This window comes from Halomonas sp. IOP_14 (assembly GCF_021021315.1).
GTDB lineage: Bacteria > Pseudomonadota > Gammaproteobacteria > Pseudomonadales > Halomonadaceae > Vreelandella > Vreelandella titanicae.
This window is the reverse complement of the sequence record NZ_JAINWD010000006.1, coordinates 222,084-245,699: the sequence shown is the minus strand read 5'-3', so window position 1 is coordinate 245,699 and position 23,616 is coordinate 222,084. Positions and strand designations below refer to the sequence as shown.

The following is a 23,616-nucleotide window of genomic DNA, read 5'->3' as shown; positions in this document are numbered from 1 at the left end:
TGTGTCAAGACAACCAAAGGCGTGAACACACCCCGTCAGCGGTTGAGTAACACCTCAAGCACGAACTTGCTGCCAAAGTAGGCCAGTACCAGCAGGCCGCAGCCGCCCAGTGTCCAGCGTACGGCACGCATGCCGCGCCAGCCAAAGCGATAACGGCCAATCAGAAGCGTTGTAAAGATTATCCAAGCGAGCAGTGACAGCACGGTTTTATGCGCCAAATGCTGGGCAAAGAAGTTGTCTAAGAAAATAAGTCCGCTGGCGATGGAGAGCGTCAGCAAAATGATGCCAGCCCACACCAGTTCAAACAGCACTCGTTCCATGGTGGTGAGCGGTGGGAGCGACTGCACAATGCCACGGATGTGGTGGTGGCGCAGTGCCTGGTTCTGTAGGCCGACCAGCACTGCTTGAACGGCGGCGATCGCCAGCACGGCAAACGCCAACGCTGAACTTATCGCATGCAATAAAATGCCCGGTGTCAGTCCGGTGTGGCCGCCTTGATTGGGTAGCCAAGTGGCAGCGAGTAGCGCAATACCCGCCAGTGGAAACAGCGCAATGCCCGCGTTCAGTACCGGTTTAAACAGGCTGGCTACCAGCACAACATTGACTGCCACCGCCATCAGCAGCGTGGCGCTAGTGGTAAAGCCAGGCAGCAGGCCAGGCGATTGGCCGACTAGTTTGACCACCACAGGGATGTGCAGCAGTAAGCCCAGTACGGCGAGCAGGCGTACCATGCCCTGGCGAGGCGGCACGCGCCGGAACAGCGTCATGCCCTGCCAAATGGCAGCGGCAACATAAAGAACAAAAGCAATCGTGGCGAAAGGGAGCGCCTGCATGATGCTATCCGTGCGCCTTGCAGCGCGTTGCTGTGAATAAATAAACGAATTAAGTGTGATTACGACGAGAATCTATCCAGCTACTATAACGAATCCAAGCGGCGTCGCCCAGCGGGGCAAACGCATGAAAATAGCTAAAGATTCGGAGTCAGTATGTATGAACGCCAGGGAAAGCTGTTAGCAAGGGTCTTTCGCCATGGATGGCGAAAGTAGCGCCCATGGATGGGTTCACAGCGCCCTTGCGTCAGCTTGCCCTGGCAGGATCCTGGCACTCGCCCATGGAGACTCAAAGCGTGAGCGCGTATAATCTTTTTACTAATTAGTCCAGGGCGTGCGCGCCGACGGCAGTGACGGAGGCAGAGAGGCCCCATGTTCCAGAATCTAAGTGAGCGTCTTTCCCAGACGTTGAAGTCGATTAAGGGTCAGGCTCGCCTGACCGACGACAACATTAAAGATACCCTGCGCGAAGTACGCCGCGCACTGCTTGAGGCCGACGTAGCACTCCCGGTCATCAAGGCGTTTATCGAGCGTGTACGCGAGCGGGCGGTAGGCCAGGAAGTATCCAAAAGCCTGTCACCAGGCCAGCAGTTCGTCAAAATCGTCCAGCAAGAGCTGGAAGCGATCATGGGCGAAGCCAACGACGGCTTTGTGCTTAAAGGCTCCCCTGCCGTTGTATTGATGGCCGGCTTACAGGGTGCGGGTAAAACCACCTCGGTGGCCAAGCTGGCCCGCTACCTACGCGAGCGCGAGAAGAAGAAAGTCTTGGTAGTGTCCGCCGACGTTTATCGTCCGGCAGCCATCGACCAGCTCGAAACCCTGGCTAAAGAAGTCGAAGTGGACTTTTTTTCTTCGCGCTCTGACCAGCAGCCGGTGGCGATTGCCGAAGCGGCCATCAAGCACGCCAAGATCCAGTTTCACGATGTGGTGTTGATTGATACCGCCGGTCGTCTGGCGATTGACGAAGCCATGATGGCAGAGATCCAGGCGCTGCATAAAGCGGTCTCGCCTCAGGAAACGCTGTTTGTCGTCGATGCCATGACCGGCCAGGATGCTGCCAATACCGCCAAGGCGTTCAGCGAAGCGCTGCCGCTAACCGGTGTGATCCTGACCAAAGCGGACGGTGATGCCCGCGGCGGTGCGGCGCTTTCAGTACGTCACATTACCGGTAAGCCAATCAAGTTCATGGGTGTCGGCGAGAAAGTCGATGCCCTGGAGCCCTTCCACCCAGACCGGGTCGCCTCGCGCATCTTGGGCATGGGCGACATGCTGTCGCTGATCGAGGAAGCCGAGCGCACCGTCGATAAGTCCAAAGCCGAGAAGTTGGCCAAAAAGGTCAAGAAGGGTGATGGCTTTGACCTGGAAGATTTTCGCGATCAGCTCCAGCAGCTCAAGAAGATGGGCGGTATGGGTGGCCTAATGGGCAAGTTGCCGGGTATGGGGCAGATGGCTGAGATGGCTCAAGGCCCTGGTCCCGAGAAAGAGCTGGGCAAGTTGGAAGCACTAATTAATTCCATGACGCCTAAAGAGCGCCGCAAGCCCGACATTATCAATGGCTCGCGCAAGCGCCGCATTGCCTCGGGGGCCGGTCTGCAAGTGCCTGACCTCAATCGCCTGCTTAAGCAGCATAAGCAGATGCAGAAAATGATGAAGAAAGCAGGCCAGAAGGGCGGCATGCAGAAAATGATGCGTGGCATGTCCGGCATGATGGGTGGCGGCGGCCCAGGTGGGCCCGGTGGAATGGGCGGCCCCGGTGGATTGCCGCGGCGCTAAGACGCCAATAGTAACGTACTGATGCGCTTGGTGAGGTTGACGACCTATCAGTTTTCTGGCTGTCAGGCTTTCCAAGCCGGGCGCATTTGCGTAGAATGCGGCCTCTTCATGCGTGGGTGCTGCCCAAATACGTCAAAACGTAGCAGTAGCAGCGCTCAATGAAGGCCTTAATGGTGTTAAAAAAGGTCATGCAAGCCGCTTTATGTGGTCGTGTGCCAGTTTAGCGCCAAGAAAACAGCACGACGAGTGTTCCGATAGCGGTTAGCGCTATAAACACACTCTCGTAACCTCAACCGAAGGATAGTTATCGTATGGTTACCATTCGTTTGGCCCGTGGTGGCGCCAAGAAGCGTCCCTTTTACCACCTGACCGTTACCGACTCGCGTAACGCTCGCGACGGTCGTTTCATCGAGCGTATCGGCTTCTTCAACCCGGTTGCCCGTGGTCAGGAAGAGCGTCTGCGCGTTGACCTAGACCGCGTTGTTCACTGGCAGAGCCAAGGCGCCCAGCTGTCTGGTCGTGTTGCTGAGCTGGTAAAAGAAGCACGCAAACAGGCCTAAGCCTGCTTTTGAGTCTTGATGTCTGGGACTTTTTGCGTGAGAAAGAATGTGAGTGCTGGGTAGCTGAGGTCGTCGATGACGCGTTTTGAAATAAGCCAAACTGACGACACGCATGTGGTGCTAGGCAAGCTGACTAGCCCTTATGGGGTGAAAGGTTGGCTCAAGGTGTACTCCTACACTAGCCCAATGGACAGCATTCTTGAGTACCCGGAATGGTGGGTGCGCCAAGGTGAAACCCTGAAGCGCATTAGCATTGTTCAGGGACGTCGGCAGGGCAAAGGACTAGTGGTGCAGCTTGAAGGGGTCGATGACCGTAGTGCGGCGGAAGCATTAGCCCAAACGGATATTTTGATGCCCAAAGAGTCGCTGCCTGAGCTTTCCGACGATGAGTATTATTGGCATGAGCTTGAAGGCATGGCGGTCTTCACTCAGGCCGGCGAACGGCTAGGACGGGTAAGCTACCTGTTTGAAACCGGCGCCAACGATGTCATGGTGGTTCGCGGCGATTCAGAGTCAATCGACAAGCGCGAGCGACTGCTGCCATTTTTGCCAGACGACGTCATTATCGAAATCAGTTCCCAAGAGGGCCGTATGGTCGTCGATTGGGATCCTGAGTTTTGACCAAACTTATGAACAGTTTGAGCAATGATGCATCTACCGACTCAACCGAGTTGGATAGTGGCAACGCGCCGGAAACGGCGAGCGAAGCAGCAGTGCCTGCAATGTGGATTGGTGTAGTGTCGTTGTTTCCCGAGATGTTTGACGCGCTCACGCAACAGGGTGTGGTCGGCAGAGCGGTAGAAAAACAGCGTATTGCACTGGAGTTTTGGAACCCGCGGGATTATGCCACTGACCGCCACCGCAGCGTCGATGACCGCCCCTATGGTGGTGGTCCAGGCATGTTGATGAAAGTCGACACCCTGCGCGCAGCGATCTTTGCCGCCCGGGAACGGGCGCAGAAAGCCACCGGCTTGGTGCCGACGGTGATCTACCTCTCGCCCCAGGGGCGTAAGCTGGATCAGCAGGGCGTTCAAGCACTGGCTTCCGCCGGGCCTTTAGTGGTCGTGGCAGGGCGCTATGAAGGCATTGATGAACGCGTGGTGGAGAGTGACATCGATGAAGAGTGGTCGATTGGCGACTATGTGTTGAGCGGCGGTGAGCTGCCAGCGATGGTGCTGATTGATGCAGCGGCAAGGCTGATTCCCGGTGTACTGGGTCATCAGGATTCCGCTATCGAAGACTCGTTTAATGACGGTCTTTTAGACTGCCCGCACTATACCCGTCCAGAAGTCATCGACGGGCGCCAAGTGCCGGATGTGCTGTTAAGCGGTAATCATGCAGCCATCAAGCGCTGGCGGTTAAAGCAGTCACTCGGGCGTACATGGCAGCGTCGTCCAGACCTGTTGGAAGGGCGGCCGTTAGATGCCGAACAGCGTAAGCTGTTGAACGAGTTTATCGAAGAACACGCTCTGTCAGCTAAAACTGAGTAGGCCAGAGCGGCGGTGCAGGGCGTATGCGCACCTGTGTCACCCATAACGACTCCCGCGTAGCTCGTTTCGAGCGCCGGGATCACGGCTTCCGCCACCCATGATTGAGCGGTCAAGCCAACACGTTATTCAGGAGTATGATGATGAGCAGTAAAAGCAAAGTGATCCAGGCGATCGAATCTGAGCAAATGGGCAAAGAAATTCCTCCCTTTGCCCCCGGCGACACCATTGTCGTTCAGGTAAAAGTAAAAGAAGGTACTCGGGAGCGTCTGCAGGCGTTTGAAGGTGTAGTCATCGGTAAGCGTAACCGTGGCCTGAACTCCGCTTTCACCGTGCGTAAAATTTCTCACGGCGTTGGCGTTGAGCGTACCTTCCAGACCTACAGCCCGCTGGTTGACTCTATCGAAGTCAAGCGTCGCGGTGACGTGCGTCAAGCCAAGCTTTACTACCTGCGCGAGCGCAGTGGTCGTTCTGCACGTATCAAGGAAAAGCTGGCTTAAACGCCACTGTTCCTCGGGCGCACGCTGTTCTCGAACAGGCGTCGCGCCCGGATACCAAGACCCCGTCACCGCTTTGCGGGGCGGGGTTTTGTTTATCCGCTCAACAAAAGCGGCTTGAGGTGACTAACGTATGAGCGTTATCGATGCATTTTTAGATGCTCTCTGGCTTGAGCAGGGCGCCAGCGATCATACGTTAGCCGCCTATCGGCGTGATTTAACCGCCTGGCAGAGCCACCTGGAGAGCCACGGTGAAGCCCTTCTGGCGCCGCCGCCGGAGCGCCTCAGTGAGTGGCTGGCCAGTCGCCGGGAGGAGGGGTATCAACTGCGCAGTAATGCCCGGCTGCTGTCGACGCTGCGCAGCTTCTACCGTTGGGGGCGTTTAAACAACCAAGTGGAAAGTGACCCACTGACTGATATCAAACTACCGCGGGTCATACCCGGCTTGCCTAATACCTTGGAAGAGGACGAGGTTGAGCGCCTACTCTTGGCGCCGGATACGGAGACTCCTTTGGGGGTTCGTGACCGTGCCATGCTGGAGCTGCTGTACGCCTGTGGCTTACGGGTATCAGAGCTGGTAGGGCTCACTGGTGATGCGGTCAATCTGCGCCAAAACGTGGTTAGGGTGCGTGGTAAAGGCGATAAAGACCGCTTGGTTCCCATGGGCGAAGAGGCCGCAGATTGGCTGGCGCACTATATGCAGACTGCACGGTTGGCGCTGATGAGCGACCCAACACGCCCCGCGCTGTTTCCTGGGCGGGGTGACAAAGCGATGACCCGGCAAACGTTTTGGCACCGGATTAAGGTGCATGCCATAACGGCAGGGATTACCCGGCCACTGTCGCCCCATACGCTTCGCCATGCATTTGCCACCCATTTATTGAATCATGGGGCCAATTTGCGGGTCGTACAGCTGCTGCTGGGTCATAGCGATCTGTCGACGACCCAAATTTATACCCATGTAGCCCAGGCGCGCTTGGAAAGCCTACATGCTGAACATCACCCACGAGGTTGAATTGATGATGCGTCAACGCCGTTTTGTAACACTACCTTTACTGACACCTTCCTCGATGCTGGCGTGTTTGCTAACTGCCAGCCTGCTACCTTCCGCTGCACAGGCTGACGACGTGGCAGATCGTTTGGCTGAAACACTTAGCGTCAATGGCCAGTCGATGCCCGTGGAAGCGGTCACCGAAACGCCTATGGATGGCGTTTATCACGTGCGGTTGGAGAACGGCGAATCTTTCTACTCCAATGCAGACGGCAGCCACTTCCTGGTCGGCGACCTATATGAAAACGCACCCGACGGGTTGGTCAACTTGACCGAGCAAGAGCAGAACCAAGAGCGTGCAGATGCGCTGGCGGCAGTGCCTGAGAGTGAGCTAGTGATCTTCCGCGGTGCCGATGAACCGAAAGCAACAGTGACGGTATTTACCGATCCTACTTGCCCCTATTGCGCGCGGTTACACGACACCATTCCGGAGTTGAATGAGCGTGGTATCGCCGTTCACTATATGGCCTTTCCCCGTGCGGGCATGGGCAGCCAGGCTGCCACCATGCTGCAGCAGGTGTGGTGCTCGGATAATCGCAGCGAAGCGATGACTCAAGCCAAAGAAGGCGAGACTATTTCCAGTGCAGCAGACTGCGACAATCCTGTGGCGGGGCAGTATGATCTGGGTAAGGCACTGGGCGTACAAGGCACGCCAGCAATTATTTTGCCCAATGGGCAACTGGTGCCGGGCTTTGTGCCCCCCGAGCGGCTCTTTGCCATGTTAGGCTTAGATGACGAATGACGTCACATTGAAAGATAATACAAAGCGCTGAGGCACGGTCTTTAAGATCGAATTCAAAACCGTAATTAAGGCCAGCACCACCAGGTGCACAACACGAAAGGGGAAGTATTTTGAAACCGGTAAGAGTAGGTATTTGTGGTCTAGGTACTGTCGGTGGCGGCACCTTTAACGTATTGACTCGCAACGCTGATGATATTGCGCGTCGTGCTGGCCGCCCTATTGTGATTGAGCAGGTTGCTCACCGCAGTATTCATCCTGACTGCGATATTACCGGCATCAATGCCACCTCCGATGTGTTTGAAGTCGCGACCAACCCCAATGTGGATGTCCTGGTGGAGCTCGTTGGCGGTTACGATATCGCCCGCGAGCTGGTGCTCACCGCCATTGAAAACGGCAAGCACGTGGTCACCGCCAACAAGGCGCTGATTGCGGTGCACGGCAACGAAATCTTCAAAGCCGCTCACGAAAAGGGCGTCATCGTAGCATTCGAAGCTGCAGTCGCAGGCGGCATCCCGGTGATCAAATCGCTGCGCGAAGGCTTGGGTGCCAACCGCATTGAATGGGTAGCGGGGATTATCAACGGCACCGGCAACTATATTCTTACCCATATGCGCGATGAAGGCCGCGCCTTTGAGGACGTGCTCGCGGAAGCTCAAGCGCTAGGCTACGCCGAATCTGACCCCACCTTTGACGTGGAAGGTATCGATGCGGCACACAAACTGACGATTTTGGCCTCGATTGCCTACGGCGTGCCGCTGCAGTTCGAGAAAGCCTTCACCGAAGGCATTTCACGGATTACTGCGGAAGACGTCGAGCAAGCCGACAACCTTGGCTACGTGATCAAGCACCTGGGTATCTCCAAGCGTACCGATCAAGGCCTGGAACTGCGGGTTCACCCCACGCTGATTCCTAAAGAGCGCCTGCTGGCCAATGTTCATGGCGTAAAAAATGCTATTGCAGTAATGGGCGACGCGGTAGGGCCGACGCTCTACTACGGCGCTGGCGCCGGCGCCGAGCCGACTGCATCAGCGGTGGTGGCCGATTTACTCGACGTGGCGCGGGATATCTCCACCGAGCACCGCTACCGGGTGCCGTACCTGGCGTTTAGCGGCATCGACGAAGATGTCAGCCAACTGCCCATCATGCCGATGGAAGATATCATCACGGCCTACTACCTGCGCCTGCTGGCGGTGGATCGCCCCGGCGTGTTGGCGCGGGTGGCCACGATTCTATCTGAGCAGGGCATCTCGATCGAGGCACTGATTCAGAAAGAGGCGACCGAAGGCGAGCTGGTGCCGATCATTCTGCTCACACACCGTACTAAAGAGAAGCAGATGAACGCAGCGATTCGCGAAATCGAATCCATGGCCGATATTGCGGGCCCCGTCACGCGTATTCGCGTGGAAAGCTTGAGTGAAGGGGAGTAAGCCTAGATGCGCTATATCAGCACGCGCGGGCAGGCGCCCGCGCTCTCCTTTGAAGAAGTGGTGCTCACCGGTATGGCCAGCGACGGCGGCCTCTATGTGCCGGAAACAATGCCTGAGTTCTCCCGGGGAGAGCTGGCCGACATGGCCGGGCTCTCCTATGCGGAAATCGCCTTTAGGGTGATGAAGCCGTTTGTGAACGGTGAGATCGACGACGAGACCTTCCGCAACATCGTGACCGAGGCCTACGCGACCTTTAATCACGACGCCGTGCTGCCGCTCAAACAGCTGGATGCCAATCACTTCCTGCTTGAGCAGTTCCACGGCCCGACCCTGGCATTTAAAGACGTAGCGCTACAGCTGCTCGGCCGCCTGCTCGACCACTTCCTGAAAAAGCGTGGCGAGCGTGCGGTGATCATGGGTGCGACCTCTGGCGATACCGGCTCGGCGGCGATTGAAGGCTGTCGCCACTGCGACAACCTGGATATCTTTATCCTGCACCCGCACAACCGGGTCTCGGAAGTACAGCGCCGACAAATGACCTCGGTGCTGGCCAATAACGTCTTCAATATTGCCATCGAAGGCAATTTCGATGACGCCCAGGCGATGGTCAAGGCCAGCTTTGCCGATCAGTCGTTCCTCAACGGTACTCGCTTGGTCGCGGTGAACTCGATCAACTGGGCGCGCATTATGGCGCAGATCGTTTACTACATCGCCTCCGGCGTTGCGCTGGGTGCGCCGCACCGTGAAGTGAGCTTCTGCGTGCCGTCGGCTAACTTCGGCAACGTGTTTGCCGGTTATATGGCCTACAAAATGGGCCTGCCGGTGAAGCAGTTCATCATCGCCACCAACGCCAACGACATTCTGCACCGCACGCTGGCCGCCAACGACTTCTCCAAAAAAGAGCTAGCGGCTACTTTAGCGCCCTCCATGGATATCGTTGTGTCATCTAACTTTGAGCGCCTGTTGTTTGACGCCTACGACCGCGATGGCTTGGCCGTGGCGGCGCTGCTTGAGCGCTTCCAGCAGGAACCCACGGCGCTGGCCGATGCGCCGCTGGCCAAGCTGCGCGAGAAGTTCTCCAGCTACAGCGTGGACGATGCGACGATTCTGGAAGTGATCCGCGACGCCCATAAACGCACTGGTGAAATGCTCGACCCGCACACCGCCACCGGCTATCGTGCTGCCGAGCGTGCCCGGGCAGATCAGTCAACGCCAATGATTACCCTCGCCACTGCGCACCCGGCTAAATTCGCCGAGGCCGTTGTGAAGGCGGGCTTCCTGGGCGTGCCACTGCCGCCGCATATGGAAGACCTGATTGAGCGCGAAGAGCGCTACACAGTGCTCCCTGCGGAACTTGCCGCCGTGCAGCAGTACGTTGCGGAAAACCGGCGTTGACGTATTAATGGCCTCAGTGACTGATTTACCCCATCGCACGCTGTCGTCTAGCAAGGCCGGGCCGCGCTTAGAGCCTCGTCCAGTGGATGAGGCGCTTTATGCCCGCGCTCAGGCGGAAGGCCTAAGCGAACTGCAGGCGCGTTTGCTGGCCTCGCGCTTGCCGGGCTACAGCGGTGAGTTGCTACCGTTAATAGCACCTAGCCTGCGTTATTTGGCCCACCCGGAGAAACTGGCCGACGGTCGCCGCGCCGCCGAACGTATCGCTCAGGCGGTGGCAGAGGGTGAGGCCATCGGCATTCTCACCGACTACGACGTGGATGGCATTACCTCCCACGTGGTGATTAGGCGCACGCTGGTGGAGCTGTTTGGGGTGCCAGAGGGCAAGCTACATAGCCTGATTGGCCACCGTATTCACGACGGCTATGGGATTAGCCTACCGCTGGTAGAGCGCACCTTGGCTCAAAAGCCGTTTCCCACCCTGGTGATTACCGCCGATTGTGGTAGCTCTGATGAGCCGCGTATCGCGCGATTAAAAGCGGCAGGTATCGACGTGGTAGTCAGCGACCACCACGCCCTGCCCAGTGAGGGGCCGCCAAGCTCGGCATTCGCCTGTGTTAACCCTACCCGTGATGACTGTGAGTATCCCGACAAAACCATCGCTGGCTGTATGGTGGCGTGGCTGTTGATGTCACTCGCCCGCGGCGTGCTGATTGAGTGGGGGGCGCTATCAGAGTCGACGCCCAAGCTGTCGCCCTGGCTCTCCTACGTAGCTTTGGGCACCGTGGCTGACTGTGTCTCCCTAGGCGGTAGCCCCGCCAACCGCGCGGTGGTCAATCAAGGGTTAAAACTGATCAATCGTATGGATGCGGCGTGCTGGCGCGCTATGGCCACGCGCTTAGGCGCTGACAGTGTGCCGTTTAACGCCGAGACGTTAGCGTTTCAGATGGGGCCGCGTATCAATGCCCGCTCGCGGCTGGACGACCCCTACGCGGCGCTGCACTTTATGCTGGCCGAGAACGATGGGGTCGCCAATCGCCAGCTCGACGTGCTGGATCAGGATAACCAGTCCCGCAAAGCGATTGAGGCCGATATGGCCGCCGAGGCGCGCACTCTTGCCACAGCAGCTCTGGACGCCGATGAGCCCGCCGTGGTGGTGCTGCTTGAAGACGGGCACCCCGGCGTACAGGGTATCGTCGCCTCGCGATTGGTGCAGGCCTACGGGCGCCCGGCGCTGGTGCTAACACAAGCCTCGGCACCTGGCATGCTAACCGGCTCCGGCCGCTCGATTGATGGACTGCACCTGCGCGATGCCCTACAGCGTACCTTTGAGCTTGCTCCCCAGGCGCTGCCACGCTTTGGCGGTCATAGTGGTGCGGCAGGGGTGGGCGTGCCACGGGATCAGCTTGACGTCTTTAAAGCGGCTTTCTTGAGGGCCGTAGGCGAACAGCTGGAGGGACGAACGCTCTATCCGCGCCTATGGACGGATGGCGAGCTCTCCACGGCACAGCTTTCGCTGACCACCTTGCAAGAGATAGAAACCCTTGGGCCCTACGGGCGGGAGTTTGATCCGCCGCTGTTTGAAGGCCGCTTTATTGTCGAGGCGCTGCGCCCGGTGGGTGCTGACGGCGCGCACCTGATGCTGGAACTCTCCTCTGGCCCGGTGACCTGCAAAGCCATCTGGTTTCGTGCCTTAACGCCAGGGGAACTGCCTGGGTTTAACGTGGGGGATACACTGCACTGTGCTTATAAGCTTAACCGTAACCGCTGGCGCGGCCGCGAGACGCTGCAGTTGATGGTCGAGCACGCCAGCCCAATTTAAGCTGTACATCGCATCATCTACTGGCAACTTAAGTAAGGACGCCCCATGCGCGTGGAAGATTTACCCAAGGATCAGCATCGCCCCTATGAAGATATGATGGCGATGCTGCTGGGCACGTTCTTTGTTGCGCTGGGGGTAACCTTTTACACCCATGCGGTGCTATTGACCGGTAGTACGGCAGGCTTGGCGCTGCTGTTGAGCTACATCACCAGCAGCATTACCGGCTGGGGTTTTGGAGTGTACTTTTTTGCCATTAACCTGCCGTTTTACTACTTGGCGGTGAAGCGGATGGGGTGGAGTTTTACCCTACGCACCTTTGCCGCCATCGGCTTAGTATCGCTGTTTTCTGAGTTAACCCAAGGCTGGGTGCAATTTGCCAACGTGCCCTCGATCTACGCCGCCTTGATGGGCGGCGCGCTGATGGGCATTGGTATGCTGATGCTGTTTCGCCACCGTACCAGCCTGGGCGGTATCAATATCCTTGCGCTCTACTTACAGGATAAACACGGCCTGCGCGCAGGCTACGTTCAACTCGCCATCGATGGCGTTATTCTGTTGATTGCGTTAACGCAGCTACCGCTGGATCGTGTGGGTTATTCAGTGCTGGGAGCATTGACGCTAAACCTGATTATCGCCCTGAACCATAAGCCAGGGCGCTATATTGGGGTGAGCTAAAAACGTTTAGCCAAGCCAGAACCACCACACTATCAGTGCGATAAGCCCCAGGCCTGCCAAGTTGATCAATAAGCTCATGAGGCGTCCTCCTGACTGGCTTTCCATAGCCGCAAGCGATTGGCGTTACTCACCACGGTGATGGAAGAGAGTGACATGGCAGCGCCCGCTATCATCGGTGAGAGCAGCATGCCGGTGAGTGGGTAGAGCACCCCCGCCGCGATGGGAATACACAGCAGGTTGTAGCCAAAGGCACCCACCAGGTTCTGTTTGATATTGCGCAGCGTGGCGCGGCTGATCTCAATTGCTGACGCTACCCCGTGCAGCGAGCCGCGCATGAGCGTGATGCCCGCGCTCTCAATCGCCACATCGGTGCCTTGGCCAATGGCAAAGCCCACGTTCGCTCGGGCCAGCGCCGGGGCATCATTGATGCCATCGCCCACCATGCCAACGATTTCTCCCGCCTTCTGACGACGCTCTATCTCGGCGTGCTTGTCCTCGGGTAACAGCCCTGCCCGAAACTCATCAATGCCTACTTCCTGGGCAATGGCCCTGGCGGTGTGCTCGTTATCGCCGGTTAACATAACGATGGTTAAGCCGTCTTTTTGCAGGCGCTTGATTGCGGCCACGGTGTCGTGGCGAAGCGGGTCGCTGATGCCAAACAGGGCGGCCAATTTGCCATCTACCGCCAAGTACACCAGCGTGCGGGCCTGCTCCTCCAGAGCGCGGGCTTGCTCTTCACCTGCCTTGAGATCCACACCGGCTTCACTTAACAGACGCGCATTGCCCAGCAGCAGCGCTTTGCCGTCGGCGGTTTGGGCTTTTACCCCGCCACCAGTCACGCTGTCGAAACCATTAATCTCGGCAGGGTTAGCCTCGTGTTCATCCGCGTAGGTCATTAACGCCGCCGCCAATGGGTGCTCGGAGCTGCGTTCCAGCGCGTGCACCAACGCCAGCGCGGTGGATTGCTCTACGCCAAACATCTGCGCATCGGTGACGCTGGGCTTGCCCTGGGTGAGCGTGCCGGTTTTATCGACGACTAGCGTGGTCAGCTTGCTAGCGGTTTGCAGCGCCTCGCCGCTGCGTACCAGCACCCCATGCTCTGCCGCTTTACCGACGCCGATCATGGTCGAGATTGGCGTCGCCAGACCCAGCGCGCAGGGGCAGGCAATAATCAGTACGGTAGTCGCCGTCACCAACATATGGATCACCTGGGGAGCGGGCCCTAGGTTGAACCACACCAGGGTCGTCAATACGGCAATGATCATTACCGCAGGTACAAAAACGCTGGAGACTTGGTCGGCTAGCTCGCCAATCGGTGGGCGCGAGTTTTGGGCGCTCGCTACCTGTTCGGTAATCTGCCCCAGGCGCGTGTCGGTGCCCACCCGCGTGGCGCGATAGATCAAGCCACCTTTGCCATTCACCGTGCCAGCGCTGACTTCATCCCCCGCGCTTTTGGTGATGGGGAGTGGCTCGCCGGTAAGCATCGACTCATCGATATGGCTTTGGCCTTCAACGACGTCTCCATCCACCGGTAAACGCTCGCCGGGGCGTACTCGTACGTGGTCGCCAGCGCGCACCGCATCAATATCAATCTCCTGCTCGTGACCGTCGCGAATCACCCGCGCTGTTCGGCTCTGTAGGTCAAGCAGGCGCTTTAGCGCATTGCTGGTGCGGCCCCGGGCACGTAGCTCCATGGCATTGCCGAGTAGAATCAGCCCGATCACCATGGCTGAGGCTTCAAAATAGATCCCCTGAGCGACTTCTGGCAGCCATGGCGCAAACAGCACCACGGCCATGGAGTAGAGCCAGGCGGTGCCGGTGCCCATGGCCACCAGGGTATCCATATTGGCTTGGCGATGCTTAAACTGCTTCCAGGCGTTGACGAAAAAGTGGCGTCCTGGGAAGGCCAAAATACCCAAGGTTAACAAGCCGATCACCAGCCAGTAGAGACGCCCCATGCCCATCGGGTGGGGATGGAAAAAAAGCATGCTGAGCATCAGCGGAATCGCCAGTGCCAGCGAGATCGCGCTGCCGCGCAGCCGTTTTTGGTAAGTCTTGGCATCCTGCTCTGCACGAGTGCGTTCTGCTTCCCGCATATCCACAATCGGTTCGGCGCCATAGCCGGCTGACTCAACGGCGGCGATTAACGCTTGGGTCTCGGCACTGCCAAACACCTGGGCGGAGTGGGTGCCAAAATTGACGCTGGCGGTGTCGACTCCCTCAGTTCGCTCTAGTGCTTTCTGCACGCTGTTGACGCAGCTGGCGCAGGTCATCCCACTAATCGCCAAGCGCTGTTTCTTGCCTTGCCCTTGAGACTGGGAGTGAGCACTTGCGGTTTTTTCAGCTTCGGCATCAGCGGGTGCCGCGGTTTCTGGCTGATTATCAACATCGTCTGGGGCTGCTTCCTCCAGAGCTGCTTCGCCTGGCGGGTAGCCCGCCGCGGTCAAGCGTTGATCAAGCTCGGCGTCGGTTAGAGTCGAAACAACCTCGAGGCGTTTTTCGCTAGGAATGCCGGTGACGTCTGCTTCAGGGTCACCACTTTGAATCGCCTCGCGCATACGCTTGACGCAGCCCTGGCAATTCATGCCGGGGATGGTTCGCGTGGTGGCTCCATTGGCAGGGCTTACGCTTGAGGCGGCTTCGGTAGAGGCGTCGCTCATGGGGTCTCCTTAATAGACGGGGCGTCAGGAAAGCTCTCAATCAGGCGACACACGCTGTGGCCGTCGGGGGAGCCGTCGGGCATTTGCTGCCAGCTCTCCATGGCCTGTTCCATTCGTTCGGCTAGCGCTTCCAACTCGGCAATACGTGCTCGAATTTGCGGCAAGCGGCTGGCGAGTAAGTCGCGTACCAAGGGGCAGGGAGAGTCGCCTTGGTCGGCGTGGGTCAGAATGTCGCGAATCTCAGCCACGCTAAAACCTAATTTGCGCGCCCGCTGAATAAACCGCAGACGTTCTAGGTCGGTATCTGAAAATAGCTGATAGCCGTTATCTGGATGGCGCTGGGGGGCAAGTAGCTGCTCACGAGCGTAGTGGCGCACGGTCTCAGCGGTAACGCCGCCCCGTTTGGCAAGCTCGTTAACTTTCATGGCCTGTTCTCCCGACCGGTTAAATAGTGGTTATTTAGTGTAGAACCTATGGGTAACCCATAGGTCAAGGCCTCTTGGCTCAGTAAGCTGAAATGACTAAAACACTGATTTAAAACGACCGTGCGACTAATGTATAAGCCAAAAATAAAATAAAACGAACGTTTGCCCTTGAACCTTTGGCTCAGTTGCGAGAAAACAGTCATGTAAAAATAAAGAGGGTGGATCGTCGGTATCCACTGGATCATCGGGAAGAGAGGCCCACTATGAATAATAAATTTAATAAGCTCACCCTGGCTGCTGCCATTACGGCCGCTTTTGCCAGCCAAGCCCACGCGGGCGGGTATCAAATTAACGAGCAGAGCGTGAGTGGGCAGGGCTATGGCCATGCCGGGCGAAGCTCTAACATCCATGATGCAACCATTGTGTACGGTAACCCAGCGGGTATGTCGTTTTTAGACCGTGCCCAGGTGACCGTTGGTGGCACGTATCTAAACGTGAATACTGACATCTCTAATGTCGAAGCTTCTCGCTATATCGACTCCGGGGTCGCGCTTGGTGGCGCGCCAAATGGCAATCAGATCCCCGTCGGTAGCATTCCCGGAGGGAATGATGGCGATATGGTGCCAGGTACGCCGATCCCCTTTGCTTTCTATGCGCACCCAGTGACCGATCAACTGGCGTTCGGGTTTGGGGTGTATGCACCCTTTGGCTCAAAAACCGATTATGAAGATGATTTTCAAGGGCGCTATTTTGGCGACTACACCGAAGTCAAAGTGGTCAGTGCGCAGCCGACGGTTTCTTACCGTTTTAATGATCAGTGGTCAGTAGGCGCGGGGATTACTTACAACCGTGTGGAAGGCGAACTACGCCGACAAGTACCCAGTGAGGCCACCTTTAACCCAGATGCCGACATCGACTCGCGGGTTGATGGTGACGACGAAGCGTGGGGCTATAACTTAGGCGTAATCTATCGTCCAGTACCTGAAACCACCCTGGGGCTGACTTACCGCTCGAAAGTAGACTACACCTTGGAAGGTGATTTTAGCGCTACTGATCCTCTGGGTAATGTCGTTCGCTCAGATACTGCTAGCCTGGATTTGACCACCCCTGAGACGGTTAACTTCTCGCTTACCCAGCAAATGACTGACCGTCTCAAGCTGATGTTCGGTGCATCCTGGGTGCGTTGGAGCCACTTTGATCAAATTTTGGTTACCGGCAGCCAAGGCGATACGATTACCCAAGAGTTTCAGAACTACTCAAACGCCTGGGCGTTTGCCACTGGCGGCGAGTACCAGTTAACCAAGACATTGGCGCTTCGTGCTGGGGTTACGTTAGACATGACGCCGACCAATGATGAGGATCGTAGCGTACGTATTCCTTCCGATGATCGGCGTATTTTCTCGCTGGGGGCAGGATGGAGCCCAACGCCTGACCTGACTGTCGATATTGCCTACTCATATCTAACAGAGCGCGGCACCTTTGTTGAGCAGGATCGTAGCGACCTGCTGGCCAGCCAGGCCACGGGTGGCCAGCCGGTTGGCGGGGCCTCCTACTCAGCCGACTACAAAAACGAAGCTCACGGTTTTGGTGCTCAGTTAACCTATCGCTTTTAAACCCTAAAGAGCCAAACCCCAATGAAACCCGGCGCATGCCGGGTTTTTTATTGCCTAGTGGCAGGCCATTGGATGCGGGGCGTGTCGGCTTTCGTTACACTATGCGCTTTTCTGATCGATACACCTCTGTACGATCCGAGTAGACCAAGCTAGGGCGATCCCATGTTGGAAACCAATCCGATTCACAACCAGCTCAAGGACCTGTCTGAGCGGACAGACGTTCTTAGGGGGTATCTTTGACTATGCCGAGAAGAAAGATCGGCTAGAAGAGGTCACCCGCGAACTGGAAGACCCCAATGTCTGGAACGATCCAGACTACGCGCAGAAGTTAGGCAAAGAGCGCGCCTCCCTCGAAGCCATAGTGGCCACCATTGATGAACTTGAGCAGGGCCTTGGCGATAGCCGGGATCTGCTGGAGCTTGCAGAAATGGAAGAGGATGAAGGCACCGTCGAAGAAGTGTGCAAAGAGCTGGACAGCATGCAGGCGGCGTTAGAAAAGCTTGAGTTTCGGCGCATGTTCTCCGGTGAAATGGATCAGAACAACGCCTACCTGGAAATTCAGTCCGGCTCTGGTGGCACCGAAGCCCAGGATTGGGCCAATATTTTATTGCGCATGTACCTGCGCTGGGCAGAGAGCCACGGCTTCAAAGCCGATATCACTGAAATCTCTGCTGGCGAAGTGGCGGGCATTAAGTCGGCCACGGTGCATATCCAAGGCGATTACGCTTTCGGCTGGCTGCGTACTGAAACCGGCGTGCACCGCCTAGTGCGTAAAAGCCCGTTTGATTCCGGTGGTCGTCGGCATACCTCGTTTGCCTCGGTATTCCTGTCCCCGGAAATTGACGACAGTTTCGAGGTAGAGATTAATCCCTCGGACTTGCGCGTCGATACCTACCGTTCCAGCGGCGCGGGCGGTCAGCACGTAAACACCACCGATTCGGCCGTGCGGATTACCCACGAGCCGACCGGGATCGTCGTGGCCTGCCAGGGGCAACGCAGCCAGCACGCCAACCGCGATTTTGCCATGAAGCAGTTGAAAGCGCGGTTGTGGGAACACGAGATGCAAAAGCGCAACGCCGCCAAGCAGGAGGCCGAGGACTCCAAGGCTGACATCGGCTGGGGCAGCCAGATTCGCTCTTACGTGCTGGATGACCAGCGCATCAAGGATTTGCGCACCAGCGTGCAGTCCAGCAACTGCGATAAAGTGCTCGACGGGGATATTGATCAATTTATCGTCGCCAGCTTGAAGCAAGGTTTGTAATTTTTTTAGCGTTTGAACTTGAACAGGGTGCCCCATGGCTAACCAAGACGCGTCTCCTGCAGACAACGAAAACCACCTGATCGCCGAGCGCCGTGCCAAGTTGACTGCTCGCCGTGAGCGCGCCGCTGAGCAGGGAAAGAGTGCGTTTCCCAATGATTTTCGCCGCGACAGCCTAACCGTCGAGCTGCAAAATGCCTTCGGCGATAAAGACAAGGCCGAGCTTGAAGCGCTGGATCACCACGCCGCTGTGGCGGGTCGTGTGATGCGTCAACGTGGCCCCTTCATCGTCATTCAGGATGTGGCCGGGCAAATCCAGCTCTACGTGGATAAAAAGGGCCTGCCCGCCGACGTGCTGGAAGACGTTAAAAGCTGGGATATCGGTGACATCGTCGCTGCCCACGGGCCGGTGCATAAATCCGGCAAGGGCGATCTGTACGTGATGATGAAAGAGGCGCAGCTGCTCACCAAGAGCCTGCGCCCGCTGCCGGACAAGTTTCACGGTCTCACCGATATGGAAGCCCGCTATCGCCAGCGCTATGTGGATCTGATCATGAATCCGCAGTCGCGCAAAGTGTTTGAAACCCGCGCAGCGGTCATCAGCTCCATGCGCCGCTTCTTTGAAGCCCGTGGTTTTATGGAAGTAGAGACGCCGATGCTCCAACCGATCCCCGGCGGCGCGGCGGCACGGCCGTTCATTACCCACCACAATGCGCTGGATATCGACATGTATCTGCGTATTGCGCCAGAGCTTTATCTCAAGCGTCTGGTGGTGGGCGGCTTTGAAAAGGTGTTCGAGATTAATCGCAACTTCCGCAACGAAGGGTTATCAACGCGCCACAACCCAGAATTCACCATGGTGGAGTTCTACTGGGCCTATGCGGATTACCGCGACCTGCTCGATATGACCGAAGCGATGCTGCGCACCGCCGCTGAAGAAGTGCTCGGTAATGCAGTGATTGAGTATCAGGGCGCGAGCTACGATTTCGGCAAACCTTTTGCCCGCTTAACGCTACGTCAGGCGATTCTCGATCATGGTGACGGCATTGCCGACAGCGATTTGGATTCGTTGGAGGCGGCGCGGGCAACCGCCGAGAAACTGGGCATCAAGGTCAAAGAGAGCTGGGGCCTGGGCAAGGTGCAAACGGAGATATTCGAAGAGGTTGCCGAGCATAAGCTCGACCAGCCGACCTTTATCACCGAATACCCGGCTGAAGTGAGTCCGCTTGCCCGGCGTAATGACGCCAATCCCTTCGTCACTGACCGCTTTGAGTTCTTTGTCGGTGGTCGCGAAATCGCCAATGGTTTCTCGGAGCTTAACGACGCAGAAGATCAGGCGGAGCGCTTCCGTGCCCAGTCCGCGGAAAAAGATGCCGGTGACCTGGAAGCAATGTACTACGATGCAGATTACGTGCGTGCTTTGGAGTACGGCATGCCGCCCACCGCGGGCGAAGGCATCGGTATTGACCGCTTGGTGATGCTGTTCACCGACAGCGCATCGATTCGCGATGTGTTGCTGTTCCCGGCGATGCGCCCTGAAGTGGACTAACACGCTACGATAACGGATGAAAAGTTGGTAAGGGCGCGTTATAGCGCCCATAATGGTCAACGTTTCGACGGCGAGGAGAATCCCATGAAACTGCTTAACCGCTCCGCACTGAGCGTCAGGCCGACCCAGCCCTTTGTGGACTGGATCAACGCGCTGGAACCCACCATGGGAGACGACGACCTGACCCTGGACGACGTCGAACGTGAAAGTACCATTTACCTGATTCCAGAGATGGATACCCCGGAAGCGCTGGAAACTTTTGTGCGCGACCGCTACGTGGAAATTCTCGAGACTGAGCTGCGCGCTTGGGAAGAGGACGAACGGCAGTGGCCGGATAAACTCGACTGGGCATTGTTCCAGGAGTTTGTGCGCGTTGAGCACAGCTACCTGGCCATTGATCTAGACGACGAAACGGCGCTGGAAATCTCAGAAGTCGATGATGCGTTACTGCTCGATAGTGAGCAGGACTAGCCGTTAGCGTGCTAGTATTTAGGCAAGCCTAGTATTACGTAAGCCCAGTGTTTGCCTGCGCGTTTGGCTGGTAACAGCCCGCTAGTGCACTGTGAAATGACACACTGTTAATTAGCGCACTTCGAAACCGGCTTAGGCCGGTTTCATCGTTTTTAACGCTGTGTCTTTAGACGCAGTGTCTTTAATCGTTTCGCGTTGGCCGTTTCGTTTAAGATTTCTCCTGCCTAGGAACGCTTGCATGCGACTGTTTGAAACCCGCCCCGGCGACGATGGCCTGCCTGGGCCTGAACGCGCCCTTGCTGTGCTGGCGCTGGTAACCGGTACCTTGATGGCGGTGGTCGATACCACCATGATCAACCTGGCGCTGCCCACTATTGCCGCCGACTTGAATGTGTCGGCATCCCGAGCGGTATGGATTACCAACCTGTTTCAGGTTGTTTGTGCGGCTTTTTTGCTCGTGTTTGCGGGCATTAGTGAATTGATCACACGTCGCAGGCTCTACCTGTTTGGGCTGGCCACCTTTGTTGCTGCCGCGCTAGGGGCAGCGCTATCGCGCAATTTAGAAACGTTGCTGGTGTTTCGTGCCTTTCAGGGGCTAGGCGCTGCGGCCACGCTATCGATTGGCCCATCGCTTTATCGAGCCATTTTCCCCTCGCGGCTGTTGGGCAGCGCCCTTGGCTTAAGTGCCTTGGTGGTAGCCGGTGGCTACGCGGCAGGGCCCACGCTGAGTGGGGTAATCCTGTCCTTTGCCGACTGGCCTTGGCTATTTGCGCTGAATGTGCCGCTGGGTCTCTGCTCGCTGTGGCTCGCCAAGCGTGCGTTGCCCCAAGAAGAGCCACGCAAAGGTAGTTTTGATGTGGCTGGGGCACTGCTCTCGATCGTTATGCTGGCCAGCTTCTTTATTGCCATGGACGCCGTGAGCCACGCCGCGCCGATTTGGCAAAGCGGTGGCTGGGCGCTGTTGGCGGTATTGGCCTGTGCTGGGTTTATTGCGCGTCAGCGTCGCGCACCATATCCATTGCTGCCGCTTAGCGTGTTTGCCGAGCTGCGCTTTACACTGGCGGTATCGGCCTCTGGGCTTGCCTTTATAGGTCAGGGCCTTACGTTTGTAGCGCTGTCGTTTTTCTACCAGGAGCAGATGGGTTTTTCGCCACTGGAAACCGCTTGGCTGTTCACTCCTTGGCCACTGGCTATCATGTTCGTTGGCCCTGTAGCGGGGCGCTTAGCCGACCGTATTAATCCCAGTATTCTCTCCAGCGCGGGGCTTGGCCTACTTATCATTGGCCTGATTGCGCTGGCGCTGGTCGATGAATCGACCGGCGTGGTGGGAAGTCTATGGCGCACTGCGCTATGCGGTATTGGTTTTGGCCTGTTCCAGCCACCCAACAACCGCGAAATGATGGGCAGCCTGCCACCGGAGCGCAGTTCCAACGTCTCTGGCGTCATGAGCACCACGCGTACCGTTGGGCAGTCGTTTGGCGTGGCCTTAGTCGGTGCTGCATTGGCGCTAGGCTGGCCGGTACAGGTAACGCTCTGGCTGGGGGCGGCAACCACGCTGCTGGCGCTCTTGGCAAGCGTGGCGCGTATGCCGCTGGCCAGGCGTGCGTTACACGCCCGACGGGCATCGTCTGCGGGCCAGTAAGCGCGTACAATAAAATGGTTTGTGATCTCTCAAGGAGAACCTTATGACGCTGCAGACACAGATTGAGCAGAAGTTAACGGCACTCGCGCCGGACGTGCTGCAGGTTGAAAACGAAAGCCACATGCACAACGTGCCCGCGAACTCTGAAACCCACTTCAAAGTGACGCTAGTGAGTGACTCCTTCGACGGCATGATGCCGGTGAAGCGTCACCAGCAAATTTATGCGCTGTTGGCCGATGAGCTTTCCGGACCGGTGCACGCCTTAGCGCTGCATCTTTATACCCCCAGCGAGTGGCAGGCACGCGGCGGTGAACGCCCGAGCTCACCCAACTGTCGCGGCGGCGGGAAGTGAATCAAGAAGTTACTCGGCGCCACTACCTGGACGCCATGGGTATTACCGCCTGGGCCGCGAAGTACCAGTTGCCTAATGCGCTGCCCACCGAGGCCTGCGAGTGGGAGGATTCGACGCCTGCCCCTACGCCACCTCGGGAGCGGCTACAGGCATTGCTGGACGACGCCCCTGCGCCCAAGCGGCAAACGTCCAAACCTCAACCGTCCGAACTTCAATCTTCCGACCCCCAGGCCTCAGGCGAAGCCATTGCCTCACCCTCGGCGGTGCGGGCACTGCTGGGTCAAGACAAGCAGCGTGCGGACAAGTCGGGCCAAAATAAGCCGGCGATTGCCAACCCGGAGACGGCGACTTCCAGCGCGGAAACCGTGCCAGCCAAACCGCTTAAGTTCGCGCTCTCCTGCGTTTGTCTTCAGGGCCGCTGGATGGTGCTGCAGGCGGGGGACATGAGTCCGCTTGAGCAGCAGCTACTGGCCAACCTGTTACAGGCCGCGGGCATTCAGCGTGGAGCGTTGCCGGAAGTGAGCCACTTCACCTGGCCGCAAATGGCCAACGCCTTTGCGGTGGAGGATCCCCTGGACGAAGCCCGCGAGGGCTTGGCGGCGTTTATCGCTGGAAGCGCGAGCCGACAGGGGTGGCGGTTAGAGCGATTACTCTGGTGGGGTGAGTTGGAAGCCGAGCCTGATACCGAATCTGGAGCTGAACAAGCGCCGCTGGAGCGCATACTGAACGTGGCTGAAGGTCACAGCCAAACGCTTTCGCTGCCCTTATGGCAGGGCCCCTCACTTGGGGCGCTCCTCGACGGTAGCCATAGTAAGCGCGACCTCTGGCCAGCGCTGCAGGCGTTAGGCCAGCAGTGGGAAGCCGATAAGGCGACTGGCGCTCAGGCAGTGGGCACTCAGTTAGAAAGTGCTCAGCAGGCAACGGATGATCACTGAACTCAACGTTGAGCACCTAGCCCTACTGATTGCGCTTGAGTACCGGGCGCAGAGCGGTACTTCTGAGACGCAAATGCTGGCAGCGTTGGGCAGCCAGGATACCTGTGTACTGGGCTGGTGGCAGGATGAGCAGTTGTTAGGGTACGCCATTGTGGCGCGACTGCCGTTTGAGGCGGAACTACAAGCCATTGGGGTACACCCAGAGCAGCGACGCAGTGGAGCAGGTCGGGCGTTGATGGAGGTCGTGCTGTCCACCGCACGCGGCTGGCTGAGCGAGCGGCTGCTGCTAGAGGTGCGGGCGAGTAATCTTAGCGCTATCCGGCTCTACCAGCGCTGCGGGTTTAGCGAAGACGGACGGCGCAAAGGCTACTACCCACCGCTATCGTCGCAAGCCGCCGCCGGGCGTGAGGATGCGCTGCTGATGTCCCTGGTGCTTTAGGGCAGCAGCGCACTTA

General features: G+C 57.7%; 22 protein-coding genes. 19 read left to right on the top strand and 3 right to left on the bottom strand.

Annotation, left to right across the window (positions count from 1 at the left end; translation table 11 throughout):
- Positions 1-35: 35 nt before the first annotated feature.
- Positions 36-833: a cytochrome C assembly family protein gene (locus K7H09_RS06910; protein WP_230804204.1), complete on the bottom strand. Its 798-nt coding sequence runs from the start codon at positions 831-833 to the stop codon at positions 36-38.
- 369 nt (positions 834-1,202) lie between these two features.
- On the opposite strand from K7H09_RS06910, the gene ffh reads away from it, so the two are divergent.
- The 11 genes from ffh (at position 1,203) to K7H09_RS06855 (ending at position 12,256) form a co-directional block, all read left to right on the top strand.
- Positions 1,203-2,603, top strand: coding sequence for a signal recognition particle protein (gene ffh, locus K7H09_RS06905; protein ID WP_230804194.1), 1,401 nt, complete (start codon positions 1,203-1,205; stop codon positions 2,601-2,603).
- A gap of 311 nt (positions 2,604-2,914) precedes the next feature.
- Positions 2,915-3,163 carry a 30S ribosomal protein S16 gene (rpsP, locus tag K7H09_RS06900; protein ID WP_007111767.1) on the top strand — a complete coding sequence of 83 codons (249 nt, stop codon included), beginning with the start codon at positions 2,915-2,917 and terminating at the stop codon, positions 3,161-3,163.
- Positions 3,164-3,238: 75 nt separating this feature from the next.
- Positions 3,239-3,784, top strand: a complete 546-nt coding sequence (gene rimM, locus K7H09_RS06895) for a ribosome maturation factor RimM (RefSeq protein ID WP_230804193.1) — start codon at positions 3,239-3,241, stop codon at positions 3,782-3,784.
- A gap of 101 nt (positions 3,785-3,885) precedes the next feature.
- Entirely contained in the window at positions 3,886-4,653 is a 768-nt protein-coding gene (gene trmD / locus K7H09_RS06890; protein ID WP_027957737.1) for a tRNA (guanosine(37)-N1)-methyltransferase TrmD, read from the top strand.
- A gap of 140 nt (positions 4,654-4,793) precedes the next feature.
- Positions 4,794-5,150 (top strand): 50S ribosomal protein L19, encoded by a 357-nt coding sequence (gene rplS / locus K7H09_RS06885; protein ID WP_027957738.1) that lies wholly within the window; start codon positions 4,794-4,796, stop codon positions 5,148-5,150.
- 130 nt (positions 5,151-5,280) lie between these two features.
- The gene (gene xerD / locus K7H09_RS06880; RefSeq protein ID WP_009288267.1) at positions 5,281-6,162 is read left to right on the top strand and encodes a site-specific tyrosine recombinase XerD; all 882 of its coding nucleotides are present in this window, start codon (positions 5,281-5,283) and stop codon (positions 6,160-6,162) included.
- Positions 6,137-6,940 carry a DsbC family protein gene (locus tag K7H09_RS06875; protein WP_161463735.1) on the top strand — a complete coding sequence of 268 codons (804 nt, stop codon included), beginning with the start codon at positions 6,137-6,139 and terminating at the stop codon, positions 6,938-6,940. The genes xerD and K7H09_RS06875 overlap by 26 nt, the downstream gene beginning before the upstream one ends.
- 110 nt (positions 6,941-7,050) lie before the next feature.
- Positions 7,051-8,367, top strand: a complete 1,317-nt coding sequence (locus K7H09_RS06870) for a homoserine dehydrogenase (RefSeq protein ID WP_009288268.1) — start codon at positions 7,051-7,053, stop codon at positions 8,365-8,367.
- 6 nt (positions 8,368-8,373) lie between these two features.
- Positions 8,374-9,762, top strand: coding sequence for a threonine synthase (thrC, locus tag K7H09_RS06865; RefSeq protein WP_039860377.1), 1,389 nt, complete (start codon positions 8,374-8,376; stop codon positions 9,760-9,762).
- A gap of 7 nt (positions 9,763-9,769) precedes the next feature.
- Entirely contained in the window at positions 9,770-11,581 is a 1,812-nt protein-coding gene (locus tag K7H09_RS06860) for a single-stranded-DNA-specific exonuclease RecJ (RefSeq protein WP_027957741.1), read from the top strand.
- Between the two features lie 45 nt (positions 11,582-11,626).
- Positions 11,627-12,256, top strand: coding sequence for a YitT family protein (locus K7H09_RS06855; RefSeq protein ID WP_027957742.1), 630 nt, complete (start codon positions 11,627-11,629; stop codon positions 12,254-12,256).
- 74 nt (positions 12,257-12,330) lie between these two features.
- Here K7H09_RS06855 and K7H09_RS06850 read toward each other — a convergent pair whose 3' ends face one another.
- Positions 12,331-14,916: a heavy metal translocating P-type ATPase gene (locus K7H09_RS06850; RefSeq protein ID WP_161463734.1), complete on the bottom strand. Its 2,586-nt coding sequence runs from the start codon at positions 14,914-14,916 to the stop codon at positions 12,331-12,333.
- Complete coding sequence (locus tag K7H09_RS06845) at positions 14,913-15,341, bottom strand: MerR family transcriptional regulator (protein ID WP_009288270.1); 429 nt, start codon at positions 15,339-15,341, stop codon at positions 14,913-14,915. Before K7H09_RS06845 ends, K7H09_RS06850 begins: the two co-directional genes overlap by 4 nt.
- Before the next feature lie 263 nt (positions 15,342-15,604).
- Between K7H09_RS06845 and K7H09_RS06840 the strand changes: the two genes are divergently transcribed.
- The 8 genes from K7H09_RS06840 (at position 15,605) to rimI (ending at position 23,600) form a co-directional block, all read left to right on the top strand.
- Positions 15,605-16,954, top strand: coding sequence for an OmpP1/FadL family transporter (locus K7H09_RS06840; RefSeq protein WP_039860381.1), 1,350 nt, complete (start codon positions 15,605-15,607; stop codon positions 16,952-16,954).
- A 162-nt stretch (positions 16,955-17,116) separates the two neighbouring features.
- Positions 17,117-18,215 (top strand): peptide chain release factor 2 gene (prfB, locus tag K7H09_RS06835; protein ID WP_138800386.1). Its coding sequence is split into 2 segments (ribosomal slippage): positions 17,117-17,191 and positions 17,193-18,215, totalling 1,098 coding nucleotides; the frame shifts between segments, so codons are not numbered across the junction.
- A gap of 34 nt (positions 18,216-18,249) precedes the next feature.
- The gene (gene lysS, locus K7H09_RS06830) at positions 18,250-19,761 is read left to right on the top strand and encodes a lysine--tRNA ligase (protein ID WP_039860384.1); all 1,512 of its coding nucleotides are present in this window, start codon (positions 18,250-18,252) and stop codon (positions 19,759-19,761) included.
- Between the two features lie 84 nt (positions 19,762-19,845).
- Entirely contained in the window at positions 19,846-20,232 is a 387-nt protein-coding gene (locus tag K7H09_RS06825; RefSeq protein WP_022520220.1) for a hypothetical protein, read from the top strand.
- Between the two features lie 238 nt (positions 20,233-20,470).
- Positions 20,471-21,874: an MFS transporter gene (locus K7H09_RS06820; protein ID WP_039860386.1), complete on the top strand. Its 1,404-nt coding sequence runs from the start codon at positions 20,471-20,473 to the stop codon at positions 21,872-21,874.
- A 43-nt stretch (positions 21,875-21,917) separates the two neighbouring features.
- The gene (locus K7H09_RS06815) at positions 21,918-22,226 is read left to right on the top strand and encodes a BolA family protein (RefSeq protein ID WP_039860389.1); all 309 of its coding nucleotides are present in this window, start codon (positions 21,918-21,920) and stop codon (positions 22,224-22,226) included.
- On the top strand, positions 22,223-23,161 hold the full coding sequence (locus K7H09_RS06810; RefSeq protein WP_009288273.1) for a hypothetical protein: 939 nt from the start codon (positions 22,223-22,225) through the stop codon (positions 23,159-23,161). The genes K7H09_RS06815 and K7H09_RS06810 overlap by 4 nt, the downstream gene beginning before the upstream one ends.
- Positions 23,151-23,600: a ribosomal protein S18-alanine N-acetyltransferase gene (gene rimI, locus K7H09_RS06805; protein ID WP_039860392.1), complete on the top strand. Its 450-nt coding sequence runs from the start codon at positions 23,151-23,153 to the stop codon at positions 23,598-23,600. Before K7H09_RS06810 ends, rimI begins: the two co-directional genes overlap by 11 nt.
- Positions 23,601-23,616: the final 16 nt, after the last annotated feature.

What these genes read in the sequence shown, in the direction of transcription:
- ffh (WP_230804194.1), top strand. Translation starts at nt 1,203, where the DNA reads ATGTTCCAGAATCTAAGTGAGCGTCTTTCCCAGACGTTGAAGTCGATT.
- K7H09_RS06850 (WP_161463734.1), bottom strand. Translation starts at nt 14,916, where the DNA reads ATGAGCGACGCCTCTACCGAAGCCGCCTCAAGCGTAAGCCCTGCCAAT.
- K7H09_RS06845 (WP_009288270.1), bottom strand. Translation starts at nt 15,341, where the DNA reads ATGAAAGTTAACGAGCTTGCCAAACGGGGCGGCGTTACCGCTGAGACC.
- K7H09_RS06860 (WP_027957741.1), top strand. Translation starts at nt 9,770, where the DNA reads ATGGCCTCAGTGACTGATTTACCCCATCGCACGCTGTCGTCTAGCAAG.
- lysS (WP_039860384.1), top strand. Translation starts at nt 18,250, where the DNA reads ATGGCTAACCAAGACGCGTCTCCTGCAGACAACGAAAACCACCTGATC.
- K7H09_RS06815 (WP_039860389.1), top strand. Translation starts at nt 21,918, where the DNA reads ATGACGCTGCAGACACAGATTGAGCAGAAGTTAACGGCACTCGCGCCG.
- K7H09_RS06855 (WP_027957742.1), top strand. Translation starts at nt 11,627, where the DNA reads ATGCGCGTGGAAGATTTACCCAAGGATCAGCATCGCCCCTATGAAGAT.
- rimI (WP_039860392.1), top strand. Translation starts at nt 23,151, where the DNA reads ATGATCACTGAACTCAACGTTGAGCACCTAGCCCTACTGATTGCGCTT.
- K7H09_RS06825 (WP_022520220.1), top strand. Translation starts at nt 19,846, where the DNA reads ATGAAACTGCTTAACCGCTCCGCACTGAGCGTCAGGCCGACCCAGCCC.
- K7H09_RS06820 (WP_039860386.1), top strand. Translation starts at nt 20,471, where the DNA reads ATGCGACTGTTTGAAACCCGCCCCGGCGACGATGGCCTGCCTGGGCCT.
- trmD (WP_027957737.1), top strand. Translation starts at nt 3,886, where the DNA reads ATGTGGATTGGTGTAGTGTCGTTGTTTCCCGAGATGTTTGACGCGCTC.
- thrC (WP_039860377.1), top strand. Translation starts at nt 8,374, where the DNA reads ATGCGCTATATCAGCACGCGCGGGCAGGCGCCCGCGCTCTCCTTTGAA.
- rpsP (WP_007111767.1), top strand. Translation starts at nt 2,915, where the DNA reads ATGGTTACCATTCGTTTGGCCCGTGGTGGCGCCAAGAAGCGTCCCTTT.
- K7H09_RS06910 (WP_230804204.1), bottom strand. Translation starts at nt 833, where the DNA reads ATGCAGGCGCTCCCTTTCGCCACGATTGCTTTTGTTCTTTATGTTGCC.
- K7H09_RS06875 (WP_161463735.1), top strand. Translation starts at nt 6,137, where the DNA reads ATGCTGAACATCACCCACGAGGTTGAATTGATGATGCGTCAACGCCGT.
- K7H09_RS06840 (WP_039860381.1), top strand. Translation starts at nt 15,605, where the DNA reads ATGAATAATAAATTTAATAAGCTCACCCTGGCTGCTGCCATTACGGCC.
- rplS (WP_027957738.1), top strand. Translation starts at nt 4,794, where the DNA reads ATGAGCAGTAAAAGCAAAGTGATCCAGGCGATCGAATCTGAGCAAATG.
- xerD (WP_009288267.1), top strand. Translation starts at nt 5,281, where the DNA reads ATGAGCGTTATCGATGCATTTTTAGATGCTCTCTGGCTTGAGCAGGGC.
- rimM (WP_230804193.1), top strand. Translation starts at nt 3,239, where the DNA reads ATGACGCGTTTTGAAATAAGCCAAACTGACGACACGCATGTGGTGCTA.